Annotated in this window: 20 protein-coding genes and 1 other RNA gene; 6 read left to right on the forward strand and 15 right to left on the reverse strand. The window is 63.6% G+C overall.

Annotated elements, in window-relative coordinates:
• Nucleotides 1-2: 2 nt before the first annotated feature.
• The 13 genes from ftsW to HQ843_RS21125 all read right to left on the reverse strand — a co-directional run bounded on the left by ftsW (nucleotide 3) and on the right by HQ843_RS21125 (nucleotide 13,872).
• Nucleotides 3-1,163: a putative lipid II flippase FtsW gene (gene ftsW / locus HQ843_RS21065; RefSeq protein WP_180901352.1), complete on the reverse strand. Its 1,161-nt coding sequence runs from the start codon at nucleotides 1,161-1,163 to the stop codon at nucleotides 3-5.
• A 3-nt stretch (nucleotides 1,164-1,166) separates the two neighbouring features.
• Nucleotides 1,167-2,573 carry a UDP-N-acetylmuramoyl-L-alanine--D-glutamate ligase gene (murD, locus tag HQ843_RS21070; protein WP_180901351.1) on the reverse strand — a complete coding sequence of 469 codons (1,407 nt, stop codon included), beginning with the start codon at nucleotides 2,571-2,573 and terminating at the stop codon, nucleotides 1,167-1,169.
• 6 nt (nucleotides 2,574-2,579) lie between these two features.
• Nucleotides 2,580-3,680, reverse strand: a complete 1,101-nt coding sequence (gene mraY, locus HQ843_RS21075; protein ID WP_180901350.1) for a phospho-N-acetylmuramoyl-pentapeptide-transferase — start codon at nucleotides 3,678-3,680, stop codon at nucleotides 2,580-2,582.
• A gap of 128 nt (nucleotides 3,681-3,808) precedes the next feature.
• Nucleotides 3,809-5,230 (reverse strand): UDP-N-acetylmuramoyl-tripeptide--D-alanyl-D-alanine ligase, encoded by a 1,422-nt coding sequence (locus HQ843_RS21080; RefSeq protein WP_180901349.1) that lies wholly within the window; start codon nucleotides 5,228-5,230, stop codon nucleotides 3,809-3,811.
• Complete coding sequence (locus HQ843_RS21085; RefSeq protein WP_180901348.1) at nucleotides 5,227-6,690, reverse strand: UDP-N-acetylmuramoyl-L-alanyl-D-glutamate--2,6-diaminopimelate ligase; 1,464 nt, start codon at nucleotides 6,688-6,690, stop codon at nucleotides 5,227-5,229. Before HQ843_RS21085 ends, HQ843_RS21080 begins: the two co-directional genes overlap by 4 nt.
• Before the next feature lie 46 nt (nucleotides 6,691-6,736).
• The gene (locus tag HQ843_RS21090; protein ID WP_180901347.1) at nucleotides 6,737-8,482 is read right to left on the reverse strand and encodes a peptidoglycan D,D-transpeptidase FtsI family protein; all 1,746 of its coding nucleotides are present in this window, start codon (nucleotides 8,480-8,482) and stop codon (nucleotides 6,737-6,739) included.
• Nucleotides 8,479-8,856 (reverse strand): cell division protein FtsL, encoded by a 378-nt coding sequence (ftsL, locus tag HQ843_RS21095; protein ID WP_180901346.1) that lies wholly within the window; start codon nucleotides 8,854-8,856, stop codon nucleotides 8,479-8,481. Before ftsL ends, HQ843_RS21090 begins: the two co-directional genes overlap by 4 nt.
• On the reverse strand, nucleotides 8,856-9,875 hold the full coding sequence (rsmH, locus tag HQ843_RS21100; protein ID WP_180901345.1) for a 16S rRNA (cytosine(1402)-N(4))-methyltransferase RsmH: 1,020 nt from the start codon (nucleotides 9,873-9,875) through the stop codon (nucleotides 8,856-8,858). The genes ftsL and rsmH overlap by 1 nt, the downstream gene beginning before the upstream one ends.
• Before the next feature lie 17 nt (nucleotides 9,876-9,892).
• Nucleotides 9,893-10,330, reverse strand: coding sequence for a division/cell wall cluster transcriptional repressor MraZ (mraZ, locus tag HQ843_RS21105; protein WP_180901344.1), 438 nt, complete (start codon nucleotides 10,328-10,330; stop codon nucleotides 9,893-9,895).
• Between the two features lie 335 nt (nucleotides 10,331-10,665).
• An RNA gene (gene rnpB, locus HQ843_RS21110) (RNase P RNA component class A) lies at nucleotides 10,666-11,063 on the reverse strand.
• A 40-nt stretch (nucleotides 11,064-11,103) separates the two neighbouring features.
• Complete coding sequence (locus tag HQ843_RS21115) at nucleotides 11,104-12,291, reverse strand: NAD(P)/FAD-dependent oxidoreductase (RefSeq protein WP_180901343.1); 1,188 nt, start codon at nucleotides 12,289-12,291, stop codon at nucleotides 11,104-11,106.
• Nucleotides 12,292-12,503: 212 nt separating this feature from the next.
• On the reverse strand, nucleotides 12,504-13,160 hold the full coding sequence (locus HQ843_RS21120) for a DUF1176 domain-containing protein (protein WP_180901342.1): 657 nt from the start codon (nucleotides 13,158-13,160) through the stop codon (nucleotides 12,504-12,506).
• A 1-nt stretch (nucleotide 13,161) separates the two neighbouring features.
• Nucleotides 13,162-13,872 carry a J domain-containing protein gene (locus tag HQ843_RS21125; RefSeq protein WP_180901341.1) on the reverse strand — a complete coding sequence of 237 codons (711 nt, stop codon included), beginning with the start codon at nucleotides 13,870-13,872 and terminating at the stop codon, nucleotides 13,162-13,164.
• Between the two features lie 234 nt (nucleotides 13,873-14,106).
• On the opposite strand from HQ843_RS21125, the gene ftsH reads away from it, so the two are divergent.
• The 6 genes from ftsH (at nucleotide 14,107) to HQ843_RS21155 (ending at nucleotide 21,366) form a co-directional block, all read left to right on the forward strand.
• Complete coding sequence (gene ftsH / locus HQ843_RS21130) at nucleotides 14,107-15,936, forward strand: ATP-dependent zinc metalloprotease FtsH (protein ID WP_180903300.1); 1,830 nt, start codon at nucleotides 14,107-14,109, stop codon at nucleotides 15,934-15,936.
• Between the two features lie 251 nt (nucleotides 15,937-16,187).
• A complete protein-coding gene (locus HQ843_RS21135; RefSeq protein WP_180901340.1) occupies nucleotides 16,188-17,402 on the forward strand; it encodes a pyrophosphate--fructose-6-phosphate 1-phosphotransferase in 1,215 nt (404 codons plus the stop codon).
• A gap of 50 nt (nucleotides 17,403-17,452) precedes the next feature.
• On the forward strand, nucleotides 17,453-18,088 hold the full coding sequence (locus HQ843_RS21140) for a hypothetical protein (RefSeq protein ID WP_180901339.1): 636 nt from the start codon (nucleotides 17,453-17,455) through the stop codon (nucleotides 18,086-18,088).
• A 109-nt stretch (nucleotides 18,089-18,197) separates the two neighbouring features.
• Complete coding sequence (locus HQ843_RS21145; protein WP_371822124.1) at nucleotides 18,198-19,442, forward strand: DUF3419 family protein; 1,245 nt, start codon at nucleotides 18,198-18,200, stop codon at nucleotides 19,440-19,442.
• A complete protein-coding gene (locus tag HQ843_RS21150) occupies nucleotides 19,435-20,091 on the forward strand; it encodes a class I SAM-dependent methyltransferase (protein WP_180901338.1) in 657 nt (218 codons plus the stop codon). The genes HQ843_RS21145 and HQ843_RS21150 overlap by 8 nt, the downstream gene beginning before the upstream one ends.
• An 81-nt stretch (nucleotides 20,092-20,172) precedes the next feature.
• The gene (locus HQ843_RS21155) at nucleotides 20,173-21,366 is read left to right on the forward strand and encodes a lytic murein transglycosylase (protein WP_180901337.1); all 1,194 of its coding nucleotides are present in this window, start codon (nucleotides 20,173-20,175) and stop codon (nucleotides 21,364-21,366) included.
• Nucleotides 21,367-21,688: 322 nt separating this feature from the next.
• Here the strand turns inward: HQ843_RS21155 and prfB are convergent.
• A protein-coding gene (gene prfB / locus HQ843_RS21160; RefSeq protein WP_180901336.1) for a peptide chain release factor 2 occupies nucleotides 21,689-22,817 on the reverse strand; the annotation gives its coding sequence in 2 pieces (ribosomal slippage) (nucleotides 21,689-22,747 and nucleotides 22,749-22,817; 1,128 coding nt in all).
• Between the two features lie 81 nt (nucleotides 22,818-22,898).
• Nucleotides 22,899-25,349 carry a penicillin-binding protein 1A gene (locus HQ843_RS21165; protein WP_180902087.1) on the reverse strand — a complete coding sequence of 817 codons (2,451 nt, stop codon included), beginning with the start codon at nucleotides 25,347-25,349 and terminating at the stop codon, nucleotides 22,899-22,901.
• Nucleotides 25,350-25,538 lie beyond the last annotated feature (189 nt).

The following is a 25,538-nucleotide window of genomic DNA, read 5'->3' on the forward strand; positions in this document are numbered from 1 at the left end:
GTCTACTCCGCCGGCACGCCGCGCGGTCGGCCCGGCTCGAAGAAATGATCCTGGCGTGCGCGTTTTTCCGGGCGGTGACGGGTCAGCGCCAGCACGAAGCCCGCGCCGATACAGGTTGCGATCATCGAGGAGCCGCCCGCCGAAATCAGCGGCAGGGTCATTCCCTTGGCCGGCATCAGTTGCAGCGCGACGCCGATATTGATCACCGACTGCATGCCGAACTGCAGCACCAGCCCGGCGACGGCGAAGCGGGCGAAATCATCGCGTTCGCGATAGGCATGGCTCAGGCCGCGCAGAACGATGAAGGCGAAGATGCCGACGATGAACAGGCAGAACAGAATGCCGAATTCCTCCGCCGCGACCGAGAACACGAAGTCGGTATGGCTGTCCGGCAAGCGTCGCTTGACGATGCCCTCGCCCGGCCCCAGGCCGAACAGGCCGCCCTGCTGGATCGCCTTGGCGGCGAGCTCCACCTGGAGGTTGTCGCCCTCCCCGGTCAGGAACCGGTCGATACGCGAGGTGACGTGCGGCAGCCAGGCATAGGCCGCCAGAATGCCCCCGACCCCGGCGCCGCCAAGGCCCGCGATCCAGATCCACGACATCCCGGCCATGAAGAAAATGCCGCCCCAGACGATGCCCAGAAGCACGGTCTGGCCGAAGTCCGGCTGCGCGATCAACAGCACCGCGGAAACGATGAACAGCATGCCGGCAAACAGATTGCCCGGAATTTCCGGATAGCGCTGATGCTCGGCAAACAGCCAGGCGCAGACCACCGCGAAGGCCGGTTTCAGGAATTCCGAGGGCTGCACCGAAAAGCCGGCAAGCACGATCCAGCGGCGCGAACCATTGTTGGAGGTGCCGACGAACAGAGCCGCGACCATCATCAGGAGCGAGCCGACCAGAATGATCACGGCGAGACGGCGGATCATGCGCGGCGAGCAGAAGGAAAGCGAGATCATCACCGCAAGCGACGGGATCAGGAAGATCGCGTGGCGGGTGACGAAGTGGAAGCTGTCATAGCCGAGGCGCTCGGCGACGGCGGGCGAGGCCGCGAATGACAGCATGAAGCCGATGCCCATCAGCACGATGAAGGCCGCCAGCAGCCATCGGTCGATGGTCCAGAACCAGTCTGCGATTGGCCCCCTCTGAACGCGACTGACCATGGCTCAGGCCTCCCTGCCGGTTGCTGTAAACGGCTCGACGCCGTCAAGCGCCATCACCGCGCCGACGAAGGCATCGCCGCGCTTCTCGAAATTTCGGTATTGGTCGAAGCTGGCGCAGGCGGGCGACAACAGCACCACCGGCGTTACGGCGTCGCTCTTCGCCGCATCGTCCGCCGCCTGACGGACGGCGTTTTCCAGCGTGCCGCAGATCACCGCGTCGGCAGCACCCGCAAGCGTGGCCGCGAAAGCATCCGCCGCCTCGCCGATGAGATAGGCGCGGGCGATCTTCGGAAAATACGGCGCAAGGGCGGCGATGCCGCCTTCCTTGGCGCGTCCGCCGGCGATCCAATAAATATCGCTGAAGCTCTTCAGCGCCGGGGCCGATGCCTCGGCATTGGTGGCCTTGGAATCATTGACGAAGATCACAGCGCCGCGCCGCGCCACCGGCTGCATGCGGTGGGCAAGGCCCGGGAAGGTAGCAAGGCCGTCGCGGATTTCGGCGTCGGTGAGCCCGGCCGCGCGGCAGGCCGCGATGGCCGCCGCGGCGTTCTGGCCGTTATGGGCGCCGCGCAGCACCGGGTGATCGGAAAGATCGGCAACCACCGCGCCATCCTCGACCGAGACGATCGCCCCGCCATCGAAGGCGAGGCCCCGGCTGATATGACCGCGATCGCCGGAGATCGGGACGACATCGTGACCGGCCGCTGCCAGCCGCTCGCCGATCGCCACGCAACAGGCATCATCCGCGCCGACAACCGCAAGCTTCGCGCCGGCCACCAGCCGCTCCTTGATCGCGGCATAGCGCGTCATGTCGCCATGGCGGTCGAGATGGTCCGGCGTCAGGTTCAGCAGCAGGCCGACATCGGCGTCGAGCGTGGGCGCAAGATCGATCTGGTAGGACGAGCACTCGACAACATAGATGCGGCCGGGTGCAAGCGGCGCGAGATCGAGGACGGCGCGGCCGATATTGCCGCCGACCTCGACGTTGCGCCCGGCTGCCTTCAGGATATGGCCGATCAGCGCCGTGGTGGTGGATTTGCCGTTGGTGCCGGTGATCGCGATCAGCATCGCCTCGGGGCACACCGTGCGGCGTTCGCGCGCCAAAAGCTCGATATCCCCGATGATCTCGGTGTCCGCAGCCTTGGCCTGCTCCACGACCCAGTGCGGTTTCGGATGGGTCAGCGGCACGCCGGGAGCCAGGACCAGCGCAGCGAAGCCGCTCCAGTCCATATGGCGCAGATCGGCGATCGGGATGCCCTTGTCGGCGGCAAGGCGGCAGGTCTCGGCATTGTCGTCGAAGGCGGTCACCTGCGCCCCGCCGGCAACGAGCGCCAGCGCGGTTGCCATGCCCGAACCTCCAAGCCCGAAAAGCGCAACCTTTTTGCCGGAAAATTGCGAGACCGCGATCACATCGACCTACCTGAGTTTCAGCGTTGCAAGGCCGAGCAGCGCGAGGCCGAAGGAGATGATCCAGAAGCGGATCACCACCTGGCTTTCGGTCCAGCCGAGCTTTTCGAAATGGTGATGGATCGGCGCCATCAGGAAGACGCGGCGCTTGGTGCGCTTGTAGACCGCGACCTGGATGATCACCGAAAGCGCTTCCAGAACGAACAGGCCGCAGATGATCGCCATCACGATCTCGTGCTTGGTGGCGACCGCGACCGAGCCGATCAGGCCGCCCAGCGCCAGCGAACCGGTATCGCCCATGAAGATGGCGGCGGGCGGGGCATTGAACCACAGGAAACCCATGCAGGCACCGATCACGGCGGACAGCAGCACGACCAGTTCGCCGGTGCCCGGCACGTAGTTGATCTGCAGGTAGGAGGCGAAAACGGAGTTGCCGACGACATAGGCGATCAGCGCGAAGGAGCCGGCGGCGATCATCACCGGCACGGTGGCAAGACCGTCGAGCCCGTCCGTCAGGTTGACGGAATTGCCGGCGGCGACGATCACGAACGCGCCGAACGGAATGAAGAACCAGCCGAGATCGATCACGAAATCCTTGAAGAACGGAAAGGTCAGCGCCGAGCCGAGCGTTGCCCCGTCAATGCTGGCGAGATTGGCCGCATACATCATGAAGGCCACCGCGACGCCGGCGATGATGAATTCGAAGAACAGACGCCTGCGGCCCGAAAACCCCTTGTCGGACTGCTTGGTGACCTTGAGATAGTCATCATAAAAGCCGATCGCGCCGAAACCGAGCGTCACCAGCAGGGTGGCCACCACATAGGCGTTGGAAAGGTCGGCCCACAACAGCGAGGCCCCGACGATGCCGGCCAGGATCATCAGCCCGCCCATGGTCGGCGTACCGGCCTTCTTGAAATGGGTTTGCGGCCCGTCGGCACGGATCGGCTGTCCCTTGCCCTGCCGCAGCCTGAGTGCGGCAATAATGCGCGGCCCGAACAGGAAGACGATCAGTGCCGAGGTAAAAACGGCCGCGCCGGAGCGAAATGTGATGTAGCGGAACAGATTGAAAAACTGAAACCTGTCCGACAACTCCACGAGCCAAATCAGCATGAACGCCCCTTTCCAGCGAAGGCAGAGCGCGCGCCATCATTCCCTTTCGGGCCACGGCGGGCGCGGTCATTTATTGTTGTTCGCAGCATGTTGAAACCCGGTATGCCACGAAATTGTTTACGCCCGGTTTACCCTTCCGCCGGATAGGCCTCGGCAAGTCTTGCGACAATCGCGCCGAATCCCATTCCGTTTGACGACTTTAGCATTATCGTATCGCCGGCCGCGACAGCGCCGGCGGCGAATTCAGCCAATTCCTCGGCGTTGTCGCGATATTCCACAACAATGCTCTCCGGCAGCGCCTCGCGCAGCGCCTGCATCTCATCACCCGCAAGCCAGACATGGGTCACGCCGGCCGCGACCAGCGGACCGGCCAGCGCTTCATGCGCCTCGCGGGCGTAGTCGCCGAGTTCGAGCATATCGCCGAGAACCGCGATCTTCCTGCCGGCTTCGTTGCCGGACCCCAGAAGCTCGAGCGCCGCCCGCATCGAGGCCGGGTTGGCATTATAGCTTTCATCGATCAACGTAAAGACGCCATCGGGCGCCCTCAGGCGCTGGCGCCGCCCCCTGCCCTTCATCTGCTCGACGGTTTCGAGCGCGCCGAGCGCGGCATGGGCATCGCCGCCCGCCGCGGTGATCGCGGCAAGGGCCGCGAGCGCGTTCTCGGCCATATGCTGGCCCGGCAGGCCCAGGTTGAAGGCGATCGGCTCGTCCGTGCCAAGGGCTGCGAGAACATGGCCACGTTCGTTGCGCCTGTCGCTGACGGTACGGTATTCGAGCAGCCGGTAGCCGGCCTTGGCGTGTTCGCCGAAGGAGACGATCCGGGCGCCATGACGCCGGGCGACCCGCGCCAAACTGTCGAAGGCGTCGATGTCGCGGTTGAGGATCGCCACGCCGTCTGCTTCCAGCCCTTCGAAGATCTCGGCCTTGGCGGCGATGATTTCCTTGATGCCCGAGAAGTTGCCGATATGGACCGGGGCGACGGTGGTGATCACCACCACATGCGGGCGCACCATTTTCGTCAGCGGCCGGATTTCGCCGGAATGGTTCATGCCGATCTCGAACACGCCGAATTCGGTATCGGCCGGCATGCGCGCGAGCGTCAGCGGCACGCCCCAGTGATTGTTGAACGAGGCGACAGCGGCATGGACCTTGCCGGAGGCCTTCAGCCCGGCGGCGAGCATTTCCTTGGTGCTGGTCTTGCCGACGGAACCGGTGACGGCGATGATGCGGGCATCCGTGCGCGCCCTTGCGGCCATCGCCAGCCGGCCCATCGCTTCCAGCACGTCGTCGACGACGATCATGCCGCAGGTGAGCCGCCCCAGCGCCGGCAGCTTGCCCTCGGCCACCACCAGCAGCGTGGCGCCGTTCTTGGCGGCAAGGCCTGCGAATTTGTGGCCGTCGACCCGATCGCCGGCGATCGCGAAAAACGCCTCTCCCGGCGCAATCGTGCGGCTGTCGATCGAAATACCCGTGACCCCTTCCGGCAGTTCGCCCACGGGACGCCCGTCCATGGCCTCGACCATTTCGGCTGATGTCCAAAGCAAACTCACGATGCGTGGCCCTCCAATGCCTTCTTGACTTCGGCAAGGTCGGAGAAAGGCCGGGTAACGCCGCCCGCCGTCTGCCCTTCCTCATGCCCCTTGCCCGCTACGATCAGTGTATCGCCCGTCTTCAACAGGCCGACGGCGTGGGCGATCGCCTCGGCCCGGTCGCCTATCTCGATGGCGCCCGGCGCCGCCGCCAGGATTTCCGAGCGGATTTCGGCGGGAACCTCGGAGCGCGGATTGTCGTCGGTGACGATCACGATATCGGCGAGCCGGGTCGCGATCTCGCCCATGATCGGGCGCTTGCCCTTGTCGCGGTCACCGCCGCAGCCGAACACCACGATGACCCGGCCCGTGGTGAACGGCCGCACGGCGGTGAGCACCTTTTCCAGCGCATCGGGCTTGTGGGCATAATCGATATAGGCGAGCGCGCCATTGGCGGCCTTGCCGGCAAGCTGAAGACGGCCGGCAGCGCCTTCCACCTTTTCAAGCGCCAAAAGCGCGGTCCGGGCATCGACGCCGGTGGCGATCGCGAGACCGGCTGCGACCAGCGCATTCGAAATCTGGAACTCGCCCGCAAGCGGCAGCCGCACCTCGTAAATCGTGCCGTCATGCAGGATTTCGGCAAACTGGCTGTCGCGCTTCTGTTCGACGCGCTTCAGCGCCAGAAAATCGCCCTTCCGGCCAACGGTGAGGACGCGCTGGCCCGCTCCCCTGGCCGCCTCCGCCGCACGGTCGGACCATTCGTCATCGGCGTTGATGATCGCGGGAGAACCCGGCGGGAGAACCCGCTCGAACAGCTGCATCTTGGCACCGAAATAATGCTCCACGGTCGGGTGATAATCCATGTGGTCGCGACCGAGATTGGTGAATGCTCCAGCCGCAAGCCTCACGCCATCCAGCCGGTACTGATCGAGCCCGTGGCTGGAGGCTTCCATCGCGCCATGGGTGACGCCGTCGCGGGCAAGCTCGGCCAGCAGCGCGTGGAGTGCCACCGGATCGGGCGTGGTCAGCGACCCGTATTCGCTGCGGCCGGGTGCCGTCACGCCGGTGGTGCCGATCATGGCGGCCGAAAGGCCCGCATGGGCCCAGATCTGTCGGGTGAACGAGGCAACGGAGGTCTTGCCGGCCGTGCCGGTCACGGCCACCATCGTGCCGGGTTGCGCGCCATAGAAGCGGGCAGCGGCGATCGCGAGAAAGGCGCGCGGATTATCCACGGTTAGCACCGGTATGCGCGCCGCATTGTGCGGCGAGGCGCTGATTGCCGCGACCGCGCCGCGCGCTGCGGCATCATCAATGAAGCCCGCGCCATCGGCCTTGCTGCCGGCAATCGCCACGAACAACGCACCGGGTCCGGCCTTGCGGCTGTCAGCGGTGAGGAAGGCGATGTCGAGCGCACCGCTGCTGCCGGCGAGCGCGGCATTCAGTTCGGGAAAAGCCGTTCCGGCGAGAGCGCTCAGTTTCATCGTGTCAGTCTCTCTTCTGCACCCGGCCGGGCCGGATGGCATGGCATCAATAGGCGGCGAGGAGCGCGGCCCCTTCCGCGCCGAAATCGGGATCGACGCCGAGGATGGGAGCGGCCCGGCGAATGATCTCGCCATTCATCGGCCCGGCGTTCCAGGCTGCGGTGCGGCCGGGAACCCCCTCAACCTTCTTGGCATCGTCAATCGTCACCAGGACGACATATTGCGGATCGTCCATCGGAAATGCGGCAAGAAAAGCGTTGAAATTGCGATCTTTCGAATATTTCCCATCGATAATCTTTTCGGATGTGCCGGTCTTGGCGCCAACGCGATAGCCCGGAACCTGGCCGTTCCTGCCCGAACCGTCCGTGCCGTTCAGCCGGAGGAGATAACGCATCTTGTCGCTGGTTTCCTTCGAGACCACGTGCCTGGCGATCTGGTCGGCTTCCGCCCGACTGCGCGGCAGGAAGGTCGGGGTCAGCAGCTTGCCGCCATTGACGAGTGCCGCCGCGGCAGCGGCCGTCTGCAGCGACGTCGTCGTGACCCCCTGGCCGAAGGCTACGGTCGCGGAGAACACGCCGCCCCATTTCTGCGGCCGTTGCGGCGTTCCCGCGCCGCCGATCTCGGTGTCCATCCTGTCGAGCAGGCCCATGTTTTCAAGGAAAGTGCGCTGGTAATCCGGGCCGACTGCGGCAGCGATGCGCGAGGCGGCGATATTGGAGGAATAGGTAAAGACTTCCGGATAGGTCAGCATCCGGTTCTGGGCATGGTCGTCCCGGATGCGCGAGCGGCCGAAGATCAACGGCGTTTTGGCATCCACCACGCTGTCCATCGTGAACTTGCCGGATTCGAGCCCCATCGCCAGCGTGAAGGTCTTGAACGTCGACCCCATTTCGTAAACGCCGGTGATCGCATCGTTCAGCATACGCGGATCGTTCGCCGGCGGCGGATTGTTCGGGTCGAAATCGGGCACCGATGCAAGGGCGACGATCTCGCCGGTATTGACGTTGATCACCGTGCCGGTGGCGCCGATGGCGTGAAACTTGTTGACGCCCTCCACCAGAACATCGCGCAGGATGCTCTGGACGCGCAGATCGATCGAGGTCTCGAACGGCTTCAGGTCCATCGCCCCGGAAAGACCAAGCCCCATCAGGCCGGAAATGCCGTCGGTCTTGTCCATGTAGCGCTCGATGCCGGACAAGCCGTGATTGTCGATATCGACGAGGCCCAGAAGATGGGCCGCCTGCGGGCCGCCGGGATAGAAGCGATGCACTTCGGGACGGAAGCCGACGCCGGGCACGCCGGCGGCCAGCACCTGGCTCTGCTGCTTGGGCGTGATCTGGCGCTTCAGCCAGACGAACTCGCCCTTGGAATTCAACAACCGGTAGGCGCGTTTGGCATCGAGATCGGGAAAGATCGGCAGCAGCGCGTCGAGAACATCGTCGGCGCTGGTGATCATCGAGGGATCGGCATAAAGCGACATCATCCGGACATCGGTCGCAAGGAGCGCTCCGTTCCGGTCGACGATATCCGGGCGGCGCGCCAGCGTCAGCGGCATGGCCGCGCGGGCAACGGTGCCATCTTCCTTGGCCAGCGAATAATGCACCAGACGGCCGCCGATGACGGCATAGACGGCGACAAAGGCGAAGGTGACGAAACCGACGCGGCTGCGCGCCAGATTGACCCGTTTCTTGGCCGTTCCCTGAAACACATCGGGCTGGGCCTGATCGGGTTTGGGCTCCGCAACGCGGCGCGCCCTGGGCTTGCGTTTGAGTATCCCGGGAAGCTTGATCATGGGGTCACCGATCCGGTTATGACGATATCCGTGCCGTCGGGGGCATTGCCGGCCATCAGCGGCGGCAGTTCCTCCCCGACGGGTTCGGTTGCAATGGGCGGGAGTTGGGCAAGGGTTGCGATCTGCTCCGGGTCGGCCGGATGCAGATCAAGCTCGGCGGAGAAGAACTCGGAAAGCCGCGCCATCCGGGCGGGCTGCGTCAACAGCGCCTCGTCCGCCTTCAGGAGATCGAGATTGTTCTGCTCCAGCGCGATCTGGTCTTCGAGCGCGCGGACATCGTCATACGTCGACTCGACGCTGTATTTGATCGTGTAGGTGACCGTCGCGGTCGCGACCATGACCAGTATCAGGATGAGATCCAGCGGACGAAACATCAGGCGCCTCCAAGGCGGGAAATATCGGCAAGAGACGGAAGACCGAAGGCATCGAGCCCGGTCGCTGGAGCCGGCGCGGACGTGCGGATCGCGGCCCTGAGCTTGGCCGAGCGCGCCCGCGGATTTTCCGCGGCCTCGGCATCGCTGGCCGAAATCATGGCCTTGCCCGGCTGATCGAAAAGAGCGGGCGCCGGTTCGACTTCCGGCAGGTGGCGCGAGCCGCCCGCCTTGCCGAGACGCGCCGCAATGAAATGCTTGACGATCCGGTCTTCGAGCGAATGGAAGGTGACCACCGCCAGCACACCGCCGGCCTTGAGGGACCGTTCGGCTGAAAGCAAAGCGCCCGCGAGTTCGCCGAGTTCATCATTGACGTAGACGCGGAGCGCCTGGAACACGCGGGTCGCAGGATGAATCTTGTCCTTGGCCCGGCGCGGCGTCACGATCTCGATCAGGCCGGCAAGGTCGCGCGTGGTCGAGAACGGCTCCTCGGCGCGTTTCCTCTCGATCGCGCGGGCAATGCGGCCGGCGTTTTTTTCCTCGCCGAGAATGCCGAAAATCCGCGTCAGGTCGCCGACCTTGGCGCGGTTGACGACATCGGCGGCGCTGACGCCCTCGCCCGACATCCGCATGTCGAGCGGACCGTTTTTCTGAAAGGAGAAGCCGCGCTCGGCCTCATCGATCTGCATCGAGGAAACGCCGATATCGAGAACCACGCCGTCGAGGCCAGTCTCGGGGGCATAGCGGTCGAGCGTGGAAAAGCGGGCATGATGCAGGGACAGGCGAGGATAGCGGGCGAGAAGGTCGCCGGCTGCGGCAATCGCATTCGGATCGCGGTCGAGACCGATGACCTCTGCGCCGGCATCGAGCAGCGCGCCGGCATAGCCGCCCGCCCCGAACGTGCCGTCGAGAATAACCTTGCCGGGCGCCGGCTGCAACGCAGCCAACACCTCGGCAAGCATCACCGGAATGTGACGAACCGGTCCGCCATTGGCATCCGCCGTGCCAGTGTTCCCCGTCATTCCGCTTCCCCGTTTCATCAGGCGCCCGCTCGCCCGCCGAGACGGGCCTTGCGCGCTTGCGCCTGCGCTTCCTGAAAAGCCTGCGGCTCCCAAAGCTGGAAGTGGTCCGCACGCCCCACAAATGTGACCTCCGTATCGATGCCCGTGAAATCGCGGATGAAGTCCGTGACCATCAACCGCCCCTCGGCATCGAGTTTCGCGAACACGCCGCCGCCATGGATCAGCAGCGACATGCTGTTTGCTTCCGCCGAGAACGGGTCTTCCTGATCGATCTGCCGCTCGAACCGGTCGAGAAGATCGGGACCGCCGATGCTGATCGCGGGAAAGACGAAATCCTGGAAGCAGTAAAGCTCCGCGATATTCCGCTCCGCCAGCACCGTGCGGAATACCGCAGGCACCGACACCCTTCCCTTGGCATCGACCTTCTTGGTCGCGTTGGACAGAAACCGGTTCATTACGCGTTACTACCGACGTCTTCGGCAGCCCTTGCCGGACCGCCAACCCAAAAGAAGACCCAGGAAAACCAACCCGCCCAGCGGGCGAACTCAGCATGAATTGCAAACACTTAAAGCTGTCGCGCCGCCCGAAAGCCGCATCCGCGCCGGGCAGCGAACTTATGCCTGATGGGATAACATGGGCAGATTTGGGCGTCAATGGGACAAGCCGTTATTAACCGTGTCGACAGGGCATCCGGAAAGGCTGATTCTATCAGCCGGCCCTTAACGAAAGCTTTCGCCAGGACATGCGAACGGGCGCGCTCAAACGCCCGATTTTCAATGCAAAAAAGGAAGAAACCAGTTGGCCTGTAAGCCGGGTTCTGTATGGCTTCGCGGTTACCCGCAAAACGTGGCGGCCATTCATCTGGGACAGCACTTGCGCGCTGCCTCTCGCAACCCACCCGGATGACCGGCCTGGAAACAGGCTGGCGACAAGCGCCGCGTCATCCCTATTCGGTTTTGCTCCCGGTGAGGTTTACCGTGCCGCCCTGCGTTGCCGCCGGCGCGGTGGGCTCTTACCCCACCCTTTCACCCTTACCCTGCCAAAAGGCGGGGCGGTTTGCTTTCTGTGGCACTGTCTCTAGGGTCGCCCCCGCCGGACTTTCTCCGGCACCGTGTTTCCGTGGAGCCCGGACTTTCCTCACCCTGCCGCCTTTCGGCATTGGCAAAGCGCGGCCGCCCGGCCAACTGGTCGGGCCTTCCTAGTGCGTTTCGGGCGGGAAGGAAAGGGATTACGAAAACGACGGCGCGAAATCGACAGGGTAGTCCTCGCCCGCAAGCGATCCCTCGGCCATCAGCACAGCGCCGAGCCGGCCGATCTCGTCCGAGCTCTTGGCCGCCGTCCCGCAGCCGGCCGTCAGCACCGCGATCCTCGGCGATGGCGAAAAGCCGATCATCGGATAGCCCGACGGCGAATAGCTGGTGACGCAGGTGCCGGTTTCCGATTGCAGCACTTTGAGACCGGGCATCAGGTCGCAGATGATCCGGGTCAGATGCTCGCGCGTGGCGCCATGGCCTTTGGCGCGGAACCAGGCGCGGATATCGGCCTCGCTCGCCAGCGGCACATCGTCCGGATCGCCGCCGATCTTGATATACCAGCGGCCATCGGGATAGCGGATCGGCGGCAGCAGATAGATGCCGTCCTGATCGAATTCCGCCTTGTAGATCAAGCTCGGCCTGGCCGAAAGCGACCTTGCCTCGTCCTCATCCACCTCGAAATAGGCAATGGTGCGGGCAAAGACGGTAAGATCGATCTTTGCCGGCAGAAGCTTGTCATTGATGGTGAAGCCGCCTGCCGCCACGAGCACCTTGTCGGCCCTCAGCGTCTCGCCGGCATCGGTCGTGACGCTGACGCTCGCTCCGCCGTCGCTCACATCGACCGCCGTCGCGGCGATCACCTCCGCGCCCGCCTTGTCCGCGAGAAGCGATTGCGCGGCCACGAGCCGGCGCGGCGAGATGTAACCCGCCCGGCGCGGCTCATAAACGCCCTCCGTTTTGGGCGCGAAGGCGAAGTAGGGAAACTTTTCCTGAAGCCCCGCCTCATCGACAAGTTCGGCCATGGCGCCGCATTTTCCGGCGGCATCCATGATCGTTTCGACATAGCGTCCGCGCGACCGGCCGGGCCCGACAATCAGCGCGCCGGCCTCGCCGAAGAAATCGATGCCGCTGTCGCGCTCGATCTCGCGGTAGCGCGCAATCGAACGGTTGGCGAGCCGCGCCCATACCGGATCGCGATCGATCGTGCGGGTGATCCGCCCCTCATCGTAATGGCTGGCGAAAACGCCGGTGTGGGCGGCTTTCTCGACCGGCTCATCCGGGCCGATGACGGCAACGCCCTCTTCCATGCCCGCCAGATGGCGCGCGGCGGCCGCGCCCATCAGGCCGCGACCGATAATGATTGTCCTGAAATGTCGCGTCATGCCCCGCCCTCTGGAAGTTTGGCAAAGCTTCTCCGAGCGAGGCTTTCAATGCAAGGGAAAGATGGGGAGGTAAGCTCAGGGGCCGGCGAGAGTTTACGCACCATGTCAACGTCCGCCGCCGTCACCCCGGCCTTGAGCCGGGGCCCAGGGCCACGCGCGAGGCCTCACGAAAAAGCCCCTTACGCGCAAGGACCTGCGCGCGACGAAGCCCCTCAGGGCGCGACGTCATAGAGCGTGTACTGGGTATCGATCAATGCCTCGGGGGAGCCTTCGAGATTGGCCTCGTAGATCGGATCGATGACATAGTGCTTCAGCACGAAACTGCCGTTCTCGAGCGTCCAGCGTCCGGCGGAATAGGCATCTCCAAGCCCGCGCCATTTCTCGAAGGTGGAGATCGTGTTGGTTTCGGGATCGAATTCCGGATTGACCAGGATCGTGCCGGCCGTAAAGCCGGTGACCTCCGGGTCGTGGACCAGTTTCGTATCGGTCTCGTCGCCGGGCTCATAGTCGAGGGAAAAGGCGGGCGTCGCGAAGGATACGATTTCGCCCTCTTCGGGAAAGCCGTCCTCGCGGGCGAAGACATAGGCCACGGCGACATTATAGGCGCCGAGCCCGCAGGTGATCTGGTAAAGCCGCCCCTTCGCCTGCTCCACCGTGTCGTCGTAGCGGGTCTCGGGCCAGGACACGTCGAACGCCTGATCCTCGAGCCCGTCAAAGCGCTCGGCAAGATCGCTCTCACACTGCCCGGGATGGGCGGCGATGACCATTGCGCGCGCTGTGGCAAGGCCGCCATCGGCCGCAAGCACGGGCGCGGCGGGGATAAAGGCAGCGGACAGAAGCAGCCGGAAACGGGCGGAAACAGTGCTCAAATCAGGCCGCCCGCAATTCGCGTTCAATCGCTTCATAGGCCGCATTGATGCGCGCCATACGGTCATTCGCGGCGGCGTGGAATTCCTTCGGAACGCCGCGCGCGATCAGCCGGTCGGGATGGTTTTCAGCCACCAGCGCGCGGTAGCGGCTGCGAATGGTCTTGAAATCATCCTTGCGGGAGACGCCGAGCACGCCATAGGGATCGCGGTCGCCCATATCCATGTGACGCGCGCAGATGGCGTTGAAGCGCGCCTCGCTGATGCCGAAAATCTCGGCGACATGGGCCAGGAAATCGAGTTCCTTGTCGTGGATGCTGCCATCGGCCTTGGCGATGTGGAACAGGCCGTCGACCACCTCTTCCAGAAGCGGGCAGCCCTCCTCGCCATCCGAGCACAACCCCTTGAGTTTGCGCGCATAGGCATCGTAGCCGGCAATATCCTGACGGGCGAGATTATAGAGCCGCGCGACGTTGACGCGCTCCTCCTCGGGAATCTCGAAAATCTCGTGGAAGGCGGTGACCTCTTCCATGGTCACGAAGCCGTCGGCCTTCGCCATCTTCGCCGAGAGCGCGATCAGCGAAACGGAAAACGCCACCTGGCGGCGGGTTTCGGGGTCCCCCTCGAACAGCGTGCGCACAGCCTCGACCACGCCCGAAAGGACGTTGCCGGTGGACTGGCTGACGAAATGGACCAGTTTTTCCCAGAATGACATTCAACAGGCTCCCGGCGGAGCGACCCGCCTTCTCAAGATTCGCAAGATTGGACAAAAACGGCGTCGCATGCAAGTCGAACCGAGTGGTTCAATCTGATTTTTCCGTGATTCCGCTGCGACATTTTCGCCTCTCCCTTGCACGCTTCGGCGTTCCGCCGGCCTTTTCCGATTGCCTGCCGCGCAAGCCGGCGACTATAGACATGAGAGGAACGCATCACCGGGGGACTTCGCGCCATGGAACGCAAGCATACATTCAACCTTGGCTATTTTCTGGTGGCCTTCCTGATTTTGATCGGGTTCCAGCTCTGGTTTACGGCGCGGGACGTCGCCCGGATCAGCTATTCCGACATGATCAACTATGTCGAAAAGGGACAGGTCCAGTCGGTGGCGATCGCCGAGAATACCATAGAGGGCCAGTTCAAGGACCCGGTCGACGGCAAGAAATATTTCGTCACCTATCGCGTTCCGCAGGAACTGGCGGTCGATTTCGACAAGTACAAGGTCGACGTCACCGGCGTTCCCGATAACACGCTTTTGACCAAGATCCTCTCCTGGGTGCTGCCGGTCGTGATCTTCTTCGCGATCTGGGCGTGGTTCTTCCGCAAGTTCGCCGAAAAGCAGGGCATGGGCTTCGGCGGCATGATGAATATCGGCAAGTCCAAGGCGAAGATCTATGTCGAGCGCAACACCGGCGTGACCTTCGACGACGTGGCCGGCGCAGACGAGGCCAAGACCGAGCTCAAGGAGGTCGTCTCCTTCCTCACCGAACGGGAGAAATACGGCCGGCTCGGCGCGCGCATTCCCAAGGGCCTGCTGCTGGTCGGCCCGCCCGGCACCGGCAAGACGCTGATCGCCAGGGCGGTCGCGGGCGAAGCCGGCGTCACCTTCTTTTCTATCTCCGGCTCGGAATTCGTCGAGATGTTCGTTGGCGTGGGTGCGGCGCGCGTGCGCGACCTGTTCCAGCAGGCCCGCGAAATGGCGCCCTGCATCATCTTCATCGATGAACTGGATGCACTGGGGCGCGCCCGCAATTCCTTCGGCATGGGCGGTAATGACGAGAAGGAGCAGACGCTGAACCAGCTTCTGGTCGAACTCGACGGCTTCGACCCTTCCGCCGGCATCGTCATTCTGGCGGCCACCAACCGGCCGGAAGTGCTCGACCCGGCGCTGACGCGCGCCGGCCGCTTCGACCGGCAGGTGGTGATGGACCGCCCGGACCGCGGGGGGCGCACTGCGATCCTCGCCGTCCACATGAAGAAGATCCAGCTTGCCGAGGATGTCGAGGCAGGCCAGGTGGCGGCGCTGACGCCGGGCTTTACCGGCGCGGATCTCGCCAATCTCGTCAACGAGGCCGCAATCTTCGCCACACGGCGCGGCGGCGACAAGGTGACGATGGAGGATTTTACCCAGGCCGTTGAACGCACGGTCGCGGGCTCCGAACGGCGCGGCCGCCTGCTGAACCCCGACGAGCGCGAGCGCGTCGCCTTCCATGAAATGGGCCATGCGCTGACAGCAGCGGCGCTTCCCAAGACCGATCCGGTGCACAAGATCTCGATCATCCCGCGCTCGATCGGCGCGCTCGGCTACACCATGCAGCGCCCGACCGAGGACCGGTTCCTGATCACAGCCGGCGAATTGCGCGACCGGATGGTGATGTTGCTCGCCGGCCGGGCGGCGGAAGATATCGTCTATGGCGAAATCTCCACCGGCGCCTCCGACGATCTCGCCCGCGTCACCGATATCGCCCGGCAATATGTGATGAGCTTCGGCATGGACCCGGATATCGGCCAGGCGGCGCTGGAACAGAAGCACGCGCAATATATGCCCGAGGCCCCCGGCATGGGCACAGCGAAGGACTATTCCGACGTCACCGCCCGCGAGGTCGATCTCGCGATCCGCAAGCTGATCGACGAGGCTTACGAGCGGGCGAAAGAGGTTCTCAACCAGCGCCGCAAGGACCTCGACGACGGCGCGCGCATGCTGCTCGAAAAGGAAACCATCACACCCGACGACTTCCCGCCGCTGGTGCAGCAGCCCCTGGCGCAGGCGCGGGTTCTGGGCTGAAACCAGTCATCGCGATGCCCGACCATGCGCTTTCGGCGAGCCCAAAGAATGTGGTGCCGTCAAAACGATTTTATTTCGCAACGGCCTTTACACCCCGGCGCGGCTGACGCATCCATGTCGCGAACGCCGAAGCCAGAGTAATTCCGGTGAAAACGGGATCACCGGAAATACTCCAGCTATTTGTTTTGACGCATTTTCGCGGACGTCAGGTGATGCCACCTGACTGCGAAATGCTCCAGGAAAGAGGTCCGATGTCCCAGCACAAAGTCGCCATGCTCACCGCCGGGGGACTTGCCCCCTGTCTCTCCTCCGCCGTCGGCGGGCTGATCGAGCGCTATTCGGACATCGCGCCTGATACCCAGATCATCGCCTATCGTTCGGGCTATGCAGGCCTTCTGACCGGCGACAGCATGGCGATCACGCCCAATATCCGCCAGCAGGCCCACCTCCTGCACAAATTCGGCGGTTCGCCGATCGGCAACAGCCGGGTGAAGCTCACCAACCGCAAGGATTGCGAAAGACGCGGCCTGGTGCCGCCGGGAGCCGATCCGCTGCAGGTTGCCGCCGAGCAGTTGACCAAGGACAACATCACCATTCTCCACACGATCGGCGGCGACGACACCAATACCACCGCGGCCGATCTCGCCGCCTATCTCAAGACCAATGGTTACGATCTCACCGTGGTCGGCCTGCCGAAGACGGTGGACAACGACGTCAAGCCGATCCGCCAGACGCTCGGCGCCTGGACCGCGGCCGAGTATGGCGCGGCCTTCTTCGACAACATCTCCAACGAGCAGAGTGCGGCGCCGCGCACCCTGATCATCCACGAGGTCATGGGCCGAAGCTGCGGCTGGCTGACGGCGGCGACCGCGCGGGCCTATCTCGACCGGATCAAATCGGCGGAATTCGTTGACGGCATGCTGATGAACCGGGCCATGAAGATGATCGACGGCGTCTACCTGCCGGAAACCGCCTTCGACCTCGAAAAGGAAGCAGCCCGCCTCAGGCAGGTAATGGACCGCAACGGCACCATTTCGCTGTTCGTCTCCGAAGGAGCCTGCCTTGACGCCATCGTTGCCGAGCGCGAGGCGTCCGGCGCGTCGGTCACCCGCGATGCGTTCGGTCACGTCAAGCTTGATACCATCAATGTCGGCGACTGGTTCGCCAAACAGTTCGCCGCGCTTCTCGGCGCCGAGCGCGCCATGGTGCAGAAATCCGGCTATTACGCCCGCTCGGCCCCGGCAAACAACGACGATCTGCGGCTGATCCATTCGATGGTCGACCTTGCCGTGGAAAGCGCGCTGGACGGCGTGTCGGGCGTCACCGGCCACGATGTCGAGCGCAGCGGGCAATTGCGCACCATCGAATTCGACCGGATCAAGGGCGGCGGCAGCTTCGACATCGAAACACCGTGGTTCATCTCCGCAATGGAGGAAATCGGCCAGGAAATCAGTCCCGCCGATTGACCTTTTCCGCCGCGAGGTTTTTTATAACTGGTGCGGATGGAGGAACGCTTTTGAATATCGGTATCGCGGCGACATACGCCGCGCTCGCTTTCCTGCTCTTCTCTCTGCCTTCGGGCCGAATGCTGGACTTCGCCGACAGGCAATACCAGCGCGGACTTAGGGCCTTGCCGGCGGTCGGCCTCGGTATTGTGCTGGCCCGCGCCGTGTTCTTCTGTGTCGGCCTTGTTGCGGCAATGGCGTTCGTCCGGGTGATGCCGAGCGGACTGGCGCTTGCCCGGATTGTCGCCTCTCTGGTGATCGTGATCGCGATCCTGAAGGGCTTTTCCGGCCTGAAACGCCCCTTCCCCGGCGCCGACAATGACAATCTGGAAAAACCGCGCCCGTTCCTGAGCATCTGGCATGGCATGCGCATCCGCGACGGCGTCTTCCGGGAAACGGCGCTTGCCGCCGCCATGCTGGTGCTGTTCATCGGCCCCTCGACCGCCACATTCGAAACGGCGAAGACGCTTGCGGCCGCCCATGTCGCGGCCAGCCTCTCGGCCCTCCTGCTTTACGCCGCCTTCGCGCGGCCCGTCCTTGCCAGGCTCAACAGGCGAAAGGACGCGGCGCGGCGCGAGCGTATCGCCCGCCTGCTGCGTTCCGGCCTGCCGCGGGTCTCCGCACGCTTCAGCAAGGACGCCGCCTGAAGCGGTTGGCTGTGGATTGGTCCGTCATCGTCATCAAAGCGTAGCAGAACGACGATAGCGCTGCGATGAGGCGGCAGGCGCCAAAGTGCCTGCGCGCGACAGAGGGCGAATGGCGATGAGTGCAATCGACTACGGCAGAGATAAATCCGGCCGGATTAAATCAGCGCTGCTGCAACACAAGGCGTTTACCCGGGAGGGCATCTCGGAGCGGTTTTTCGGCCTGCTGTTTTCCGGCCTCGTCTATCCGCAGATATGGGAAGACCCCGACATCGATATCGCCGCGATGGAGCTCGGCCCAGGCCATCGGGTGGTCACGATCGGTTCCGGCGGCTGCAATGTGCTCGCCTACCTCACCCGCGCGCCCGAGCATATCGACGTGGTCGATCTCAACACCCACCATATCGCGCTCAACCGGCTGAAGCTTGCGGCCTTTCTCCATTTGCCCGACCACGCCGGCGTCCTGCGCCTGTTCGGCAATGGTGAGAAAGGCAGCGCGCGTGACTACGAGACCCACATAGCACCGCATCTGGATGAACAAACCCGGCGCTACTGGGCAAGCCGCGACAGTCTCGGCCGCAAGCGCATTTCGGTGTTCGAACGCAATATCTACCGGACCGGCCTGCTTGGCCATTTCATCGGCGCCGGTCATATCGTCGCCCGCCTTCACGGCGTCGATATCACCGAACTGATGGAGGCCAGGTCGATGCGCGAACAGCGCCGGTTCTTCGATGAACGGATCGCGCCACTGTTCGACAAGCCGCTGATACGCTGGACCACCGCGCGAAAATCATCGCTCTTCGGTCTCGGCATTCCGCCCCGGCAATATGAGGAACTGGCGAAATCGAGCGAGAATGGCACGCTTGCCCCTGTCTTGCGGCACAGGCTCGAGAAGCTCGCCTGTCAGTTCCCGCTCAGCGAGAACTATTTCGCCTGGCAGGCCTTCGCCCGCCGCTATCCGGACGATGGCCCGATGCCGACCTATTTGCAGGAAGCGGCATTCGAGCCGATCCGCGCCAACGCCGCCCGCGCAAAGATCCACCATGCAAACTTCACCGAACTGCTTGCAGGCAAGCCCGCCGAAAGCGTGGATCGCTATGTTCTCCTAGACGCGCAGGACTGGATGAACGACGTTCAGATCAATGCGTTGTGGGACGAAATCACCCGGACCGCGCGCCCCGGCGCACGGGTGATTTTCCGCACCGCCGGCGAGAACAGCATCATCGCCGGCCGGCTTGGGCAGGAAACGGCCGCGCAATGGACATATCTGGAAGAGACCTCCCGGGAACTCGGACTGCTCGATCGCTCGGCGATCTACGGCGGATTTCACATCTACGAGAAAGCCCGGAATGGCTGAGGCGCGCGACCATGCCGCGACCATGGACGCGATGTACCGCTACCAGCGGCATTTCTACGACCTCACCCGGAAATATTACCTCTTCGGTCGCGATCGGCTGATCGCCGGACTGGATTGCGGCGCTGGCGACAAGGTGCTGGAAATCGCCTGCGGAACCGGCCGCAATCTCGTTCAGATCGCCCGGCGCTACCCCTCGGCGGATCTTTACGGTCTCGATATATCGGAACAGATGCTGGTCTCCGCCCGCGCCAAATTCAGGAATGCCGCAAGCCCGCCGCGTCTGCTTGTCGCCGACGCATGCGACTTCACGCCGGCCACTTTCGGCCAGAGCGGCTTCGACCGCATCGTCATCTCCTATGCCCTGTCGATGATCCCCGACTGGCAGCAGGCGCTGAGGCTTTCGATCGGCGCGCTCAATCCCGGCGGCTCGCTGCATATCGTCGATTTCGGCCAGCAGGAGGGCTTACCGGCCTGGTTTCGGGCGGCACTCGTAACCTGGCTGTCTCGATTTCACGTCAACCCGCGCGCGGATATGCTGGCCGTGCTTGAAGCCGGAAGCGCGGGCGCGAGACTTCGGTTTGAACCGATAGGTCGTGGTTATGCCTGGCACGCGGTCCTGCAGACGCAGGAACGAATTCCGGTTTTTTAATGAAAGCTTAGGTGGTCTAGTTTAGCGTACGAAACGATTTGAGGGGTCCCGCGCGGGCCGAAAGTTTCTGAGGAGACACCCATGCTTTCAAAATCGATCCGAGCGGTTGTCGTGGCCGCCGGCCTGACATCACTTTTCGCTGGCCCCGTTGCCGCCCAGCAATGCGGCGGTGATTTCGGCAACTTCCTGAGCGGGGTCAAGGCCGAAGCCGTTCAGCGCGGACTTTCGCCGCAGGCAGCCGATGCCGTGCTGTCGGGCGCCTCCGTCAACAAGACCGTTTTGAGCCGCGACCGCGCGCAGGGTGTCTTCAAGCAGACTTTCCTCGAGTTTTCGCAGCGCACCGGAAGTTCCGCGCGCCTGCAGACCGGAAAGAAGAAGATCCAGCAATATGCCAGCACCTTCGATCGCGCCCGGCGCGAATTCGGCGTGCCTGCCGGCGTTCTCACCGCATTCTGGGCGATGGAGACGGATTTCGGCGCAGTGCAGGGCGACTTCAACACCCGTGATGCGCTGGTAACGCTTTCCTACGACTGCCGCCGCCCGGAAATCTTCCGCCCGCAACTGATCGCGCTGATCGAGATGACCCAGCACGGCGATTTCGATCCGGCTACGGAGACCGGCGCGTGGGCCGGCGAACTCGGACAGGTGCAGATGCTGCCGGAAGATATCATTCGCTTCGGAGTGGATGGCGACGGCGATGGCCATGTCCGCGTCAAGAAGAGCTCCCCGGACGCGCTTCTGACCGCCGCCAACTTCATCCGCAGCCTCGGCTGGCGCCCGGGCGAGCCCTGGATTCAGGAAGTGAAGCTGCCGCAGAGCCTGCCCTGGGACAAGACCGGCTTCGGCGGCGGATTGACCGCCGGCCAGTGGTTCCAGCTCGGCGTTCAGCCGCGCGACGGCAATACCCGCTTCTCAAACCTGCCGGCCGCCCTGCTGATGCCACAGGGCCGCTTCGGCCCGTCCTTCCTCGCCTACCCCAACTTCAATGTCTATCTGGAGTGGAACCAGTCCTTCATCTACACCACCTCGGTCGCCTATTTCGCGACCCGGTTCGAGGGCGCACCGGCGTATGACAAGGGCAATCCCGAGCAGGGCCTTTCGGACGGCCAGATGAAGCAGCTCCAGCAGAAGCTGGCCTCCAAGGGCTTCAATGTCGGCAAGATCGACGGCATCCTGGGTGCCGGAACCCGCGACGCGGTCCGCAGCGTCCAGCTTCAGCTCGGCGTACCCGCCGATGGCTGGCCAACCCCTTCGCTGCTGAACGCTATCCGGTAGGCCATTCTGGCGATCTGAGACGAATGAAAAAGCCGCATCGGGCGACCGGTGCGGCTTCAATTTATTGACCAAGTCCACAGAGCACTCTCAGATCTCGCTGGCTCGGCGAATCTCTCCGCAATCAATCTCTCCCTTTGAGGGAGAGATGCCCCGACAGGGGCAGAGAGGGGTGAAACCTCTCTGCGAATTCGGAGAAAGCGGCTCCGCCCATACCCCTCTCTGTCGCTTTCGCGACATCTCCCCCTCAAGGGGGGAGATCGGTGGCTGAGAGGCATCCGCATTGCCGACAGGCAGAAACCGGCTGAGACTGAACCCGGTCCGGTCAGTCGATATCCTCGACGCCCTCACTCTTGCCCTCGATGCGATGGGCGAGCGCAGCTTCCATGAACGGGGTCAGCGCGCCGTCCAGAACATCGGACGGGGCCGTGCTTTCCACGCCGGTGCGCAGATCCTTGACGAGTTGGTAGGGCTGCAGCACGTAGGAGCGGATCTGGTGGCCCCAGCCGATATCGCTCTTGGAGGCCGCTTCCTGATTGGCCGCATCCTCGCGCTTCTGCAGTTCGGCCTCGTAGAGGCGCGCGCGCAGCATGTCCCAGGCCTTCGCCCGGTTCTTGTGCTGGGAGCGCTCCTGCTGGCACTGCACCACGATGCCGCTCGGGATATGGGTGATGCGCACCGCCGAGTCCGTGGTGTTGACGTGCTGCCCGCCGGCGCCGGAGGACCGATAGGTATCGATCCGGCAATCGCTCTCGTTGATGTCGATCTCGATCGAATCATCGACCACGGGATAGACCCAGACGGAGGAGAACGAGGTGTGACGGCGCGCATTGCTGTCATAGGGCGAGATCCGCACCAGCCGGTGCACGCCGGATTCCGTCTTCAGCCAACCATAGGCGTTGTGGCCCTTGACGTGGATGGTCGCCGACTTGATGCCGGCCTCTTCCCCGTCATGGACTTCCAGCACCTCGACCTTGTAGCCCTGGCGCTCGGCCCAGCGGGTATACATGCGCAGAAGCATGTTGGCCCAGTCCTGGCTTTCGGTCCCGCCGGCGCCCGAATGGACTTCGAGATAGCTGTCGTTGGAATCGGCCTCGCCGGACAGCATGGCCTCCACCTGGCGGCGCTCGACATCGGCAAGCATCCTGCGAAGGCCTTCCTCGGCATCGCGCACGACGTCTTCGTCGCCCTCTTCCTCGCCGAGCTCGATCAGTTCGATATTGTCGGAAAGCTCGTTTTCCACCTGGCGCACAGCCGAAACGCCGTCTTCGAGAAGCTGGCGCTCGCGCATCAGTTTCTGCGCCTCGGCGGCGTCATTCCAGATGTTGGGATCTTCAGCCTTGTTGTTCAGCCAATCCAGCCGTTTGATTGCCTGATCCCAGTCAAAGATGCCTCCTCAGCAGGCCAACACCCTGCTTGATATCGTCGACAATGCCTTCGATTTCCGCGCGCATGATACTCTCTGTCGTTCTTGAAAAACCGTCCGAAGCCGGTGAATAAGCGGGCGGGGGACGGATGTAAACCCCGCCGCCCTCTCAATAGAGCCCGCTGGAACCGCTGGAGATCGCCTTTTGCGCCTGCGGGGATTCGCGCAGGATCTGCTCCGGCGACTTGTAGCTGCTCATGTCGATCACGTCGAAGGCTTCAGCCGGGCCGGACCCGGGCTTGAAGGCCTCCATGATGACATTGGGGCCGGAACCGGAGGCACGCATGCCGGTGGAGCGGTTGACCGCGATATTGGTCATGCCTTCCGGCTCGATGAAGTTTTCCGTCGGCAGCGCCTTCAGAGCGTCGGTCATGAAGTCGTTGAATATCGGGGCTGCAAGCCCGCTGCCGGTGCCATGGCGGCCGAGCGTTGCGGGCTGATCGAAACCGATATAGAGGCCGGCCACGAGATTGGGCGTGAAGCCGACGAACCAGGCATCCTTCTCGTCATTGGTGGTGCCGGTCTTGCCGGCGACCGGGCGGTCGAGCTTGACCGCGCCTGCCGCCGTCCCGCGCTGCACCACGCCTTCCATCATCGAGGTGATCTGGTAGGAGGTCATCGGGTCCAGCACCTGCTGGCGGGCGTCGATCAGGATCGGCTCGGCCTGACCGTTCCAGACCGGCGAGTCACAGTTTTCGCACACGCGTTCCTCGTGCTTGAAGATGGTCTTGCCGTAACGGTCCTGGATCCGGTCGATCAGCGTCGGATTGACCTGTTTGCCGCCATTGGCGATCACCGCATAGGCCGAAACCAGCCGCATCACCGTGGTCTCGCCGGAGCCGAGCGACATCGCAAGCACCGGGTCCATATGGTCGTAGATGCCGAAACGCTCGGCGTAATCGGCGACCGTCTCCATGCCGAGATCGTTGGCAAGGCGGACCGTCATCAGGTTCTTGGATTTCTCGATGCCGGTGCGAAGCGTCTGCGGACCGGAGAAGTCGCCCGAATAGTTCTGCGGCTTCCACAATTCGCCGCCCGATACGAATTCCACCGGCGCATCCATGACCACGGAAGCCGGCGTATAGCCATTGTCAAGCGCCGCGGCATAGACGAACGGCTTGAACGAGGAGCCCGGCTGGCGCATCGCCTGGGTGGCGCGGTTGAACTGGCTCTGCGAGAAGGCGAAGCCGCCGACCATGGCGAGCACGCGCCCCGTGTCGGGGTCCATGGCAACCAGACCGCCCTGCACCTTCGGCACCTGGCGAAGGCGATAATTAGCCCCCTCGCCCGTCGCCTGGACATAGACGACGTCGCCCGGCGTCAGCACGCCTTCGGGACTTGTGGCGTTCTTCTTGCCCTTTTCGAGGAAACGATAGGCCCATTTCATATCCTCGGTTGGAATGAAACCGGTCTCGCGCACATCGTCGACCCGGCCGGCGGCATCGAGCGCGGGACGCAGACCGATCTTCGCGCCCTCAGCGCCGACGCTGAGCACCACCGCGATCCGCCAGTCGCGGACGTCCCAGAGCGGGCTCATCTTGGCAAGCGTCGGCCCCCAGTCCTCGGCGGTCGATATCTGGTCGATCGGCCCGCGATAGCCGGCGGCCTCGTCATAGCGGATCAGACCTTCGCGCAGGGCGGCCTGGGCATAAAGCTGCATCTGCGGGTCGAGCGAGGTGCGCACCGACAGGCCGCCTTCGTAAAGCATCTCCTCGCCATACTCGTCCTTCAGCTCGCGGCGCACGGCCTCGGCGAAATATTCGTCGCCGACGACCGGCTGGTTCTGGTAGCCCGAAACGACGCCGAGCGGTTCGGCCCGCGCCAGATCGGCCTCCGCTGCGGTGATGTAGCCGTTTTCCTCCATACGGCTGATCACCCAGTTGCGACGCTCGATCGCCGCTTCGGGGTGGCGATAGGGATCGTAATTGGCCGGCCCCTTCAGGACCGCGGCGAGATAGGCGCTTTCGGCGACCGTCAGGTCCGAAACCGGCTTGTCGAAATAGGTCAGCGCGGCATCGGCGATGCCGAAGGCGTTGCGACCGTAATAGACCTCGTTCAGGTAGAGCTCCAGGATCGTATCCTTGGAATAGGCCTGCTCGATGCGGAACGACAGGATCGCTTCCTTGACCTTGCGCTCATAGGTCTGGTCCGAGGTCAGAAGGAAGTTCTTGGCGACCTGCTGGGTAATGGTCGAGGCGCCGACGGGACGGCGACCGGTGCCTACATTCTTGAGGTTGGTGACAACCGCGCGCGCCAGACCGCTGACGTCGATGCCGGGATGGGTATAGAAGTTCTTGTCTTCCGCCGAAAGGAAGGCGCCGCGCACCCGCATCGGGATGGCGTCGATCGGCAGGAACAGGCGGCGCTCATGGGCATATTCGGCCATCAGTTCGCCATTGCCGGCATAGACGCGGGTGGTCACCGGCGGAGTGTACTGCGCAAGCACTTCGTAATCCGGCAGGTCCTTCGCGACATTCCCGAGATAGACGCCGATACCAACGGCAACGACGAGGAAAAGGGCGCAAGCGAGGCCGAAGAGATAACCGATGAACTTGATCACAGTCACGTGTTTTTCATACCTTGTCTGATCGCGGCGCCCTGATCGCAGCCGCGGCTGCGCTGAAGGTTTCCGCCGGGCATTTGCGATGCAGTTCGCACCGATTTGCCCTTCTCCGCCGTCGACTTATCGCAGATATCGCCCGCTGGCCCAAATTAAAATACCCAGGCATCCTTTTTACAACGAATGTGC

Origin of the sequence: Martelella sp. NC20 (genome assembly GCF_013459645.1) — a bacterium.
Classification (GTDB): Bacteria; Pseudomonadota; Alphaproteobacteria; order Rhizobiales; family Rhizobiaceae; genus Martelella.